Annotated in this window: 4 protein-coding genes; 3 read left to right on the top strand and 1 reads right to left on the bottom strand. The window is 69.8% G+C overall.

The window, feature by feature from the left end; all coding sequences use genetic code 11:
* Positions 1-2 precede the first annotated feature (2 nt).
* The 3 genes from AB7E83_RS25145 (at position 3) to AB7E83_RS25155 (ending at position 7,394) form a co-directional block, all read left to right on the top strand.
* Complete coding sequence (locus tag AB7E83_RS25145; RefSeq protein ID WP_428573701.1) at positions 3-5,033, top strand: malto-oligosyltrehalose synthase; 5,031 nt, start codon at positions 3-5, stop codon at positions 5,031-5,033.
* A 19-nt stretch (positions 5,034-5,052) separates the two neighbouring features.
* Complete coding sequence (gene glgA / locus AB7E83_RS25150; protein ID WP_428573703.1) at positions 5,053-6,519, top strand: glycogen synthase GlgA; 1,467 nt, start codon at positions 5,053-5,055, stop codon at positions 6,517-6,519.
* Between the two features lie 68 nt (positions 6,520-6,587).
* Positions 6,588-7,394: a hypothetical protein gene (locus tag AB7E83_RS25155; protein WP_428573705.1), complete on the top strand. Its 807-nt coding sequence runs from the start codon at positions 6,588-6,590 to the stop codon at positions 7,392-7,394.
* Between the two features lie 19 nt (positions 7,395-7,413).
* On the opposite strand, the gene AB7E83_RS25160 is transcribed toward AB7E83_RS25155, so the two are convergent.
* Complete coding sequence (locus tag AB7E83_RS25160) at positions 7,414-8,433, bottom strand: LysR family transcriptional regulator (RefSeq protein WP_428573707.1); 1,020 nt, start codon at positions 8,431-8,433, stop codon at positions 7,414-7,416.
* Positions 8,434-8,623: the final 190 nt, after the last annotated feature.

Genomic DNA, 8,623 nt, shown 5'->3' on the forward strand with positions numbered 1-8,623 from the left:
GCATGAGCGACATCGCCGAACTCGCCGCGCGCTGGGGCGTGTCCGACCGGTACTCGACCTTCTGGGGCGAAGACCAGGTCGTGCCGCAAGAGGTCTTGCGCCAGGCGCTGGACTGCATGCGCATCGACGGCGATGCGGAACGCCACGGCGGCGGCCTGCCGCCCGTGCAGGTGGTTCGCGAAGGCGAGGAGAACCAGATCCGACTCGGCGCCGAACACGCGAACGCGACCCGCTGGTCCATCGCCGCCGAAGAAGACGCGCAACAGATCATCGAATCCGGCGAACTTCGGTGGGACCAGGACCGGCGCGTCATCGACCTTCCCCCACACCTCGCGCCCGGCTACTACCGCCTCGCCCTCGACACCGATGCCACCCGCTGGTGCCGGCTCGTGGTGGCCCCGCGCCGCTGCTGGACGCCCGCCGCGCTGCAGGAAGGCGAGCGCTGGTGGGGCTGCACCATCCAGCTCTATGCGCTGCGTTCGTCGCGCAACTGGGGCATCGGCGACTTCGGCGACCTGCGGCGGCTGGTGGATGCCGCCGCGCAGCAGGGCGCATCCTTCATCGGCCTGAGCCCGCTGCACGCCCTCTTCCCGCAGCAGCCCGAGGCTGCGAGCCCCTACAGCCCGAGCAGCCGCAACGCGCTGAATCCGCTCTACCTCGACGTGCAGGCGCTCGTCGAACTCGCGGGCAGCGGTGAGGCGCGCGAGCGCGTGCAGGCCGAGGCCTTCCAGGACCGACTGCGCGAAATGCGCGAGGCCGAACTGGTGGACTACGCGGGCGTTGCCGCGGCGAAGCAGGACATCCTGCAGCGCCTGTGGCGGCATTTCGAGACGGCGGACGTCGCAGGCCGCACTTCGCGCGGCGAACATTTCGCGGCCTACGTGCGCCAGCGGGCGACGACGCTCGGCCCGCACGCGCTGTTCGAGGCGATCCAGTCGCACCTGAGCGCCGCCGACCCGAACGTGTGGGGCTGGCCCGCCTGGCCCGAGGCGTATCGCGACCCGCGCGGCGAGGCCGTGCGGGCGTTCGAGCGCGACCACGCGTCCGAGGTCCACTACCGCTACTGGCTGCAGTGGCTGTGCGAAACGCAGCTGGAGTCGGTGCAGCGCTACGCGCGCACGCGCGGCATGGGCATCGGGCTCTACGGCGACCTCGCCGTCGGCGTGAACGAAGGCGGCTCCGAGACCTGGACGCGGCCCGAGCTCTTCGCGCTCGGCATGCACGTCGGCGCGCCGCCCGACCCGCTCAATGCGCTCGGGCAGGACTGGGGCCTGCCCCCCTGGAATCCGCTGCAACTGAAGGCCGCGCGCTACGCGCCCTTCATCGACACGCTGCGCGCGAACATGCGCCATTGCGGCGCGCTGCGGCTCGACCATGCGATGGCGCTCATGCGCCTGTTCTGGATCGGAGCCAACGGCGGCACCTACGTCGCCTATCCGCTCGACGACCTGCTGGGCATCCTCGCGCTGGAGAGCCATCGCCATCAGTGCATGGTGATCGGCGAGGACCTCGGCAACGTCGCGCCGCAGATGCGCGAGGCGATGCGCGAGATGCAGCTGCTGTCGTACAAGCCGCTGCTGTTCGAGCGCAACGACGATGGCGGCTTCCGCGCGCCGGCGCAGTGGCATCCGCAGGCGCTCGCGGTGGTCAGCACGCACGACCTGCCCACGCTGCGCGGCTTCTGGCTGGGCGACGACGTCGAGCTCGCCGGAAAGCTCTCGCTCTATCCGACCGACGATGCGCTCGCGCAGCAGGTCCTCGCGCGCGCGCAGGACCGCGCGCACCTGCTGCTCGCCCTGCAGCGCGAGTCGCTCCTGCCCGAAGGCGCGACGGTGCATCCGACGTCGCTGCCCGACGCGACGCCCGCGATGGTCGATGCGGTGTATTCGTACCTTGCGCGCACCCCGTGCTGGCTGGTCGGCCTGCAGCTGGAGGACATCGTCGGCCAGCGCCTGCAGGTGAACGTGCCCGGCACGACCGAGGACCGTTTTCCCAACTGGCGGCGCAAGCTCTCCGTGAACGTGGACGACCTGCCCGCCGAGCCGCGCTGGCTGTCGGCGGCGGCGGCCCTGCGCGCCGAACGCACCGGCCCCGCGGCGCTGGCCATGTCGTCGGCCGAACTGCCGGCGCTGGACACGGCCGTGGTGCCGCTCAGCACCTACCGCATCCAGTTCCACAAGGGCTGCTCCTTCGAACAGGTCACGGCCGCCGTGCCCTACCTGCATGCGCTCGGCATCGGCCATCTCTACAGCTCGCCCTACCTGCGCGCGCGCCCCGGCAGCACGCACGGCTACGACATCGTCGACCACGCAGCGGTGAATCCGGAAGTGGGCGATGCGCTGGCGCTCACCCGCCTCGGCGAGGCGCTGCGCCGCCACGGCATGGGGCAGATGCTCGACATCGTGCCCAACCACATGGGCGTGCTCGAAGCCGACAACGCGTGGTGGCTGGACGTGCTGGAGCATGGCCGCGCGTCCTCGCACGCGGAGACCTTCGACATCGAATGGTCGCCCGCGGCGCCCGAGATGGAAGGCCGCGTGCTGCTGCCGGTGCTCGGCGACCATTACGGCAAGGTGCTCGAGGCCGGTGAAATCCAGCTGCACTTCAGCGCGGACACGGGTGAGTTCGGCCTGCGCTACTGGAACCACCGCTTCCCGATCGACCCGGGCCACTATCCCGACATCCTCGCGACGCTGCCCGCACCGCCCGCGAGCGACGACGGCGAGAGCGACAGCCATGCGGTCGTCACCTCGCTGCTCGACGCGTTCGGCCGCCTGTCCCACCGCGATCGAGCGACGGGCGACGCACAACGCGCCCGGGTGCGCGACGCGTCGCTGTACAAGCGCAGGCTTGCGCGCCTCGTGCAGCGCCACGCCTGGCTCGCGCAATGGATTGCAGCATGCCTGCAGCGGCTCAACGGCATGGCGGGCGACGCCGTGAGCTTCGACGCGCTCGACGCGCTCATCGCGCGCCAGGCCTATCGCCTGGCCGACTGGCGCGTGGCAAGCGACGACGTGAACTATCGCCGCTTCTTCGACGTGAACACGCTCGCCGCGCTGCGCATGGAACGCGAGCCGGTGTTCGAGGCGACGCACCGGAAGGTGATGCACTGGCTCCAGGAGGGCGCGCTCGACGCGCTGCGCATCGACCACCCGGACGGCCTCTCCGATCCCCTACGCTACTTCGAGCAATTGCAGCGGCGACATGCCAATCAGGCCATCGTGGCCGGCCGCGAGCCGCGCGCGCTCTATCTCGTGGTGGAGAAGATCCTCGCGGAGCACGAGCAGCTGCCGGCCGAATGGCCGGTGCATGGCGACACGGGCTACCGCTTCGCGGCACTGGTCAATGCGATCTTCGTCGACGGCAGCAAGGAATCGGCGATGAACGACTGCTACCGGGCGTTCACCGGCGAGACGCTCGACTACGACGAAGTCGTGTACGCGGCCAAGAAGCTGATCATCGACACCTCGCTGTTCTCCGAACTGAACTGGCTCACGCAGGCGCTGCACCGCATCACCGCCGGCAACCGCCGGCGCGCGGACTTCACGCGCAACCGCCTGCGCGCGGCGCTCGCCGAGGTCGCGGCGAATTTTCCCGTGTACCGCACCTACCTGCGGGCCGACGAGCCCGCGTCGGCGATGGACCGCCAGCACGTCGACTGGGCCGTGGCCGCCGCGAAGCGCCGGCTCGGCGGCTCGGAGATCGGCGTGATCGACCACTTGCGCGAGGTGCTGCTGGGCGACGGCGAAGCGGCGAACCTGCCGGTCGAGCCGCGTCGGCGATTCCTGGCGCGGTGGCAGCAGTTCACCGCGCCCGTGACGGCGAAGTCGGTGGAGGACACCGCGTTCTACCGCTACCTGCGCTTGGTGTCCCTCAACGACGTGGGCGGCGAGCCGCGCAGCTACGGGCTCTCTGTCGCCGCGTTCCACGGCGCGAACCAGGCGCGCGCGCGCTACCGGCCGCACTGCCTGCTGGGCACGTCCACGCACGACAGCAAACGGTCCGAGGACCTGCGCGCCCGCATCGACGTCCTGTCCGAAGACCCGATGCTGTGGCAGCAGAGCCTGGCGCGCTGGAGCGGCTGGACGGAGATGTACCTCACGGTCGGCCCCGAGGGCGTCATGCCGTCGCGCAACGACATCTGGCTGTTCTTCCAGACGCTGGCGGGCCTGTGGCCCGCGACGCCGCCCGACGAGGCGCAGCGGGAGGACCTGCGCGCGCGCATGCAGGCCTACATGCTCAAGGCCGTGCGCGAGGCGAAGCGGCACACCAGCTGGACGTGGCCCGAGGCCGCCTACGAGGAGGCGCTTGCGCGCTATGTCGATGCGGTGCTGCGGCCAGCCGACAACAATCCGTTCACCGACGAACTGCAGAAGTTCACGCAGCGCATCGCACCCTTCGGCTTCCGCAATGCCCTGAGCCAGCTCGCCCTGAAGCTGACCGCGCCGGGCGTGCCCGACGTGTACCAGGGCTGCGAGCAATGGAACTTCAGCCTGGTCGACCCGGACAACCGGCGGCCGGTGGATTTCGCGCGGCTGGCGAGCGAGCTCGATGCGCTGCGGCGGATGTACGCTGGCGATGCATGGCCCTCGGCTGCCGACTGGCAGTCGCTGCTGCACGACGTCGCGAACGGCCGCGTGAAGCATCTCGCGACGTGGCGCCTGCTGCAGTTTCGCCGCGAGAATCCCACGCTGTTTCGCGACGGCAACTACGTCGCGCTGTCCGCCGACGGCCCGGCGATGGAGCATGTCGTCGCCTACCTGCGCACCCACGAAGCGCAGGCGGTACTGGTCGTGACGACACGCCTGGCCTACACGTTGTGCGGCGGCGACGATGCCGCATGGATGCCCTCGCTGTGGCGAGGCACGCGCCTGCGAGTGCCCGCCGACGCGGTATCGCGTCTTTCCGGGCGCTGGCGCAACGCCCTCTCGGGCGATATCCTCTCGCTCGACGCGGAGTCGGACGTCGAGGTCGAAGCGCTCTTCGCCGGTTCCGCCGCCCTGCCCTTCGTCGTCCTCGCGGCGCTGCCATGATCCCATCGATCGCGAACCCATGAAGATCCTTTTCGCCACCCCCGAGTGCGCGCCGTACGTGAAGACGGGCGGCCTCGGCGACGTCAGCGCGGCGCTGCCCGCCACGCTCGCGGCGCTCGGCCATGACGTGCGCATCCTGCTGCCGGCCTACAAGGGCATGAACGTGAGCGGCGAACTCGGCGACACGGTGGAGCTGCCCGCGCGCGGCCCCTGGCCCGCCGCGCAACTGGTGCCGGTGCGCATCGCCAACGGCGTGACCCTGCTGCTGCTCGCCTGCCCCTCGCTCTACCAGCGTGCGGGCGGCCCCTACGTGGACGCGAGCGGCCGCGACTACGCGGACAACGCGCTGCGCTTCGGCCTGCTCGCGCGCGTGGCCGCGCAGCTCGGCACGACGCAGACGCCCTGCGCGGGCTGGCAGGCCGATGTCGTGAATGCGAACGACTGGCCCACCGCGCTCGCACCGCTGTACCTGGCGCAGGCGCGCGAGCTCGCCCCTCGCGAGCCCGTGGCGAGCAGCGTCCTCACCATCCACAACATGGCGTTCCAGGGCGTGTTCCCGATGTACATGGCCGACACCCTCGGCGTGCCCCCGACGTGGCGCGGCATGGACGGCGTCGAGTTCTGGGGGCAGCTGTCGATGCTCAAGGCGGGCCTTCAGTTCGCCGATGCCATCACGACCGTAAGCCCGACGTATGCGCGCGAGATCCGGACCGAGGCCTTCGGCGTCGGCCTCGAAGGCGTGTTGCAGACGCAGGCGCACAAGCTGCACGGCATCCTCAACGGCATCGACACGCAGGTGTGGAATTCGGCGCAGGACAAGCTCATTCCGCATCACTTCAGCGCCGTCGACCTCACGGGCAAGGCGCGCAACAAGGCCGCGCTGCAGCAGCGCTTCGGCTTGGCGCGGCACGGCATGGTGTTCGGCGTGGTGAGCCGGCTCACGTCGCAAAAGGGCATCGACCTCGTGCTCGGCTCGCTCGATGCGCTGCTCGCGTCGGACGGGCAGCTCGTCGTGCTCGGCCAGGGAGAACCCGGCCTGCAGACCGCGCTGCAGGAAGCCGCGGCGAAGCATCCGCGCCAGGTGGCGGTGATGGTCGGTTTCAACGAGGAACTCGCGCATCTCGTCGAGGCCGGGGCGGACTGCTTCCTCATGCCGTCGCGTTTCGAGCCCTGCGGGCTCAACCAGATGTACAGCCAGGCGTACGGGACGCCGCCGCTCGTGTCGGGCGTGGGCGGCCTCGTGGACTCGGTGACCGACGCGACGCGCGACCCGCAGCACGGCACCGGCTTCGTGATGCGCAGCGTCGATCCGCAAGGCTATCGCGAGGCCCTCGATCGCGCCGTGAAGGCCTGGCGCGACCCGCAGCGCTGGCGACGCATCCAGGCCAACGGCATGGCGCGTCACTTCGGCTGGGAAGAGAGCGCCGCGCAGTACGTCGAGGTCTACGCCAAGGCGCGCGCTGCGCCTGCGGCCGCGGCCGCATAGACGCAAGTCTGCTTGTGCGCGAGGGCGCGCCGCCATCCAATGGCGCGAACCCTCAACCGGAGAAGCAGATGGCGAGAATCGGCGATGCAGGCAAAGGCGGCGGCTACACGAAGGTCGAAGTGCGGGAACGCCCCGACGACCACAAGCGCAAAGCCGACAACGACACGAACCACAACACCGGCGTTCGCGGGCCGCAGCATCGGCCGGGGAGCCTGGCCGCGCACCTCGAGAAGCTGAGGAAGCCGGACACGACCGACGAGACGTCGAGCACGACGTCGACGACCACGACGACGACAGTGACGACGACGACCACCGGGGGGCCGGAGCTCGTCGGCTGCGATTTCACCGTCGTCAAGCCGGACGACAATGGCCTCGTCGTGATCAAGAGCTTCGACGATGCGGCGAACCTCGTGCTCAATGGCGCCGGCAGCACGCTCGGCTCGCTCAACGTCAGCCTGCCGCTGGAGGGCGACGACATCGCGCTCCTGTGCGAGGCCCTGCAGTCGGTGCGCAGCGCGAAGTTCGAAGGGTGTACGTTCACCCCCGAGGCGATGCAGAAACTCGCGGAGCTCTTCGTGCGCACCTTGCAGCTCCAAGACTGCAAGGGCGTGGATGCCGAACTCCTGAAGCAGCTCGCCGCGATCCCCACGCTCGTCAACCTCGCGATCTGCCACTGCGGCGTGACCGACAGCGATCTGAAGGCGCTGCTCGATTCCACGTCCCTCGTGAAGCTCAGAATCGAGGGCGAGCTGGCCGTGACCGACAAATTCCTGGCGTTCCTGCCGCCCCGACTCGAGGACCTCACCTGTACCAACACCGGCGTCGTGGGTCCGAACATGAGCGCACTGCAGGGCATCGTCGCCACCATCAGCTGACAGGCGCGCGAAAGTCCGCTCAGGCGGCTTTCGCCGGTTCCGCCGCTTTCGCCGGCTCTTTCGCGGCCCCCCTCGTTGCCCCTTTCACGGCCGCGGTCCGCCCCGTCTTGCGCGGCCGCGTCGCCGGGCAGTTCTCTCCCAAGCCCTCCGCCTGCACGCGCTCCCCGAGAAAATCGAGGAAGCGCCGCACGGCCGGCACCATGCCGCGCCGCGACGGGAACACGGCATGCACGATGCCGATGGCGGGCGCCCAGCCGGGCAACACTTCCTCCAGCAGTCCCTGCGCCATGTCGGCCGCGCACATGTAGTCGGGCAGGAGGCTCATGCCTGAGCCCTGCACCACCGCCTGCTGAAGCGTGAGCATGTCGTCGGCCGTGTAGACCGGGCGATGCTGGAAATCGAACTCGCGCTCGCCGGGGCCGCGCAGCTTCCACGTCGCGCGTCCGTCCGCCGCGGACATCGCGACGGTGGGAATGCGATGCAGGTCGTCGGGTCCCTCCGGCCTGCCGAAGCGTTGCAACAACTGGGGCGAGGCGACGAGCAGCGTCTGGCTGTCCGACAGGCGCTTCACCACCAGGCTGCCGCTGTCGTCGAGCGTCTGCCGCACGCGCAGCGCGACGTCCACGCCGTCCTGCACGAGATCGACCACGCGGTTCGTGACCTGCATGTCGATGCGCACCTGCGGATGCTTCTCGAGGAACTGCGGAACGAGCGGGCCGATCGTCGTCTGCGCGATGGTCACCGGGCAGGTGATGCGGATCGTGCCGCGCGGCTCGTTGCGGACGAGCTCCACCGCTTCGCTCGCCGCCTCCGCGGCCTCGCGCATCGCGACGCAGTGGCGGTGGTACACCTCGCCCGCCTCGGTGAGCGAGAGCTTGCGCGTGGTGCGTTGAAGAAGCCGCACCCCCAGCCGCGACTCGAGGTCCGCCACCCGCCGCGAGAGCTTCGACTTGGGCACGCCGAGCGTGCGGCCGGCCGCCGCGAAGCCGCCGCGGTCCACGACCTCGGCGAAATAAAGCATGTCGTTGAGGTCCTGCATCGCGTCGATCATCGTTCTGTTGATGGAACAATCTATCGCGAATTCACCGACTTATCAAGTTGTCTGCGTATTCCACCCGATGACGGGCACGATTCCACGCTGATGGCGGGCGCTGTTCCAGCCGATGGCGGGCGGCGTTCCATGCGATCGCGGGCAGCGTTCCATGCTGATGGCGGGCACGATTCCATCG

It is taken from the genome of Ramlibacter sp., from assembly GCF_050250995.1.
In the GTDB taxonomy this organism is placed as follows: domain Bacteria; phylum Pseudomonadota; class Gammaproteobacteria; order Burkholderiales; family Burkholderiaceae_C; genus Ramlibacter.